The organism is Variovorax glacialis, from assembly GCF_051216375.1.
Lineage (GTDB): Bacteria > Pseudomonadota > Gammaproteobacteria > Burkholderiales > Burkholderiaceae_C > Variovorax.
Genome location: NZ_JBPJZT010000068.1, coordinates 1 through 1,209 on the forward strand (window position 1 = coordinate 1; position 1,209 = coordinate 1,209).

At 62.0% G+C, this 1,209-nt stretch carries 1 protein-coding gene; it reads left to right on the plus strand.

Annotated elements, in window-relative coordinates; all coding sequences use genetic code 11:
- Nucleotides 1-5 precede the first annotated feature (5 nt).
- Nucleotides 6-1,199 carry an elongation factor Tu gene (tuf, locus tag ACSFBL_RS35615; RefSeq protein ID WP_093356177.1) on the plus strand — a complete coding sequence of 398 codons (1,194 nt, stop codon included), beginning with the start codon at nt 6-8 and terminating at the stop codon, nt 1,197-1,199.
- Nucleotides 1,200-1,209: the final 10 nt, after the last annotated feature.

Below are 1,209 nucleotides of genomic sequence, written 5' to 3' on the forward strand. Positions count from 1 at the left end.
AGAAAATGGCAAAAGGAAAATTCACCCGTACGAAGCCGCACGTGAACGTGGGCACGATTGGTCACGTTGACCATGGCAAGACGACGCTGACGGCGGCGATTGCGACGGTGCTGTCGAGCAAGTTCGGTGGCGAAGCCAAGGCCTACGACCAGATCGATGCGGCGCCTGAAGAAAAGGCGCGCGGCATCACGATCAACACTGCGCACGTCGAATACGAAACGGCCAACCGCCACTATGCGCACGTGGACTGCCCGGGCCACGCCGACTATGTGAAGAACATGATCACCGGTGCTGCCCAGATGGACGGCGCAATCCTGGTGTGCTCGGCCGCTGACGGCCCGATGCCCCAGACCCGTGAGCACATCCTGCTGGCGCGCCAGGTGGGTGTGGGCTACATCATCGTGTTCCTGAACAAGTGCGACATGGTCGACGACAAGGAACTGCTCGAACTGGTGGAAATGGAAGTGCGCGAGTTGCTCGACAAGTACGAGTTCCCTGGCGATGACACCCCGATCATCCACGGTTCGGCCAAGCTGGCACTCGAAGGCGACAAGGGCGAGCTGGGCGAAGGCGCCATCATGAAGCTGGCCGAGGCGCTGGACACCTACATCCCCACGCCCGAGCGCGCGGTGGACGGTACCTTCCTGATGCCTGTGGAAGACGTATTCTCCATCTCCGGTCGTGGCACCGTGGTGACGGGTGCCGTCGAGCGCGGTGTGATCAAGGTCGGCGAGGAAATCGAGATCGTGGGTATCCGCCCGACGGTCAAGACCACGTGCACGGGCGTTGAAATGTTCCGCAAGCTGCTGGACCAAGGCCAGGCTGGCGACAACGTGGGCGTGCTGCTGCGCGGCACGAAGCGCGAAGAAGTCGAGCGCGGCCAAGTGCTGTGCAAGCCTGGCTCGATCAAGCCCCACACGCATTTCACCGCCGAGGTGTACGTCCTGTCGAAGGACGAAGGCGGTCGTCACACGCCGTTCTTCAACAACTACCGTCCGCAGTTCTACTTCCGCACGACCGACGTGACCGGTGCGATCGAGCTGCCCAAGGACAAGGAAATGGTCATGCCCGGCGACAACGTGTCGATCACGGTGAAGCTGATCAACCCGATCGCGATGGAAGAAGGCCTGCGCTTCGCCATCCGCGAAGGCGGCCGTACCGTGGGCTCGGGCGTCGTGGCGAAGATCCTCGACATCTGATTGGATCGCA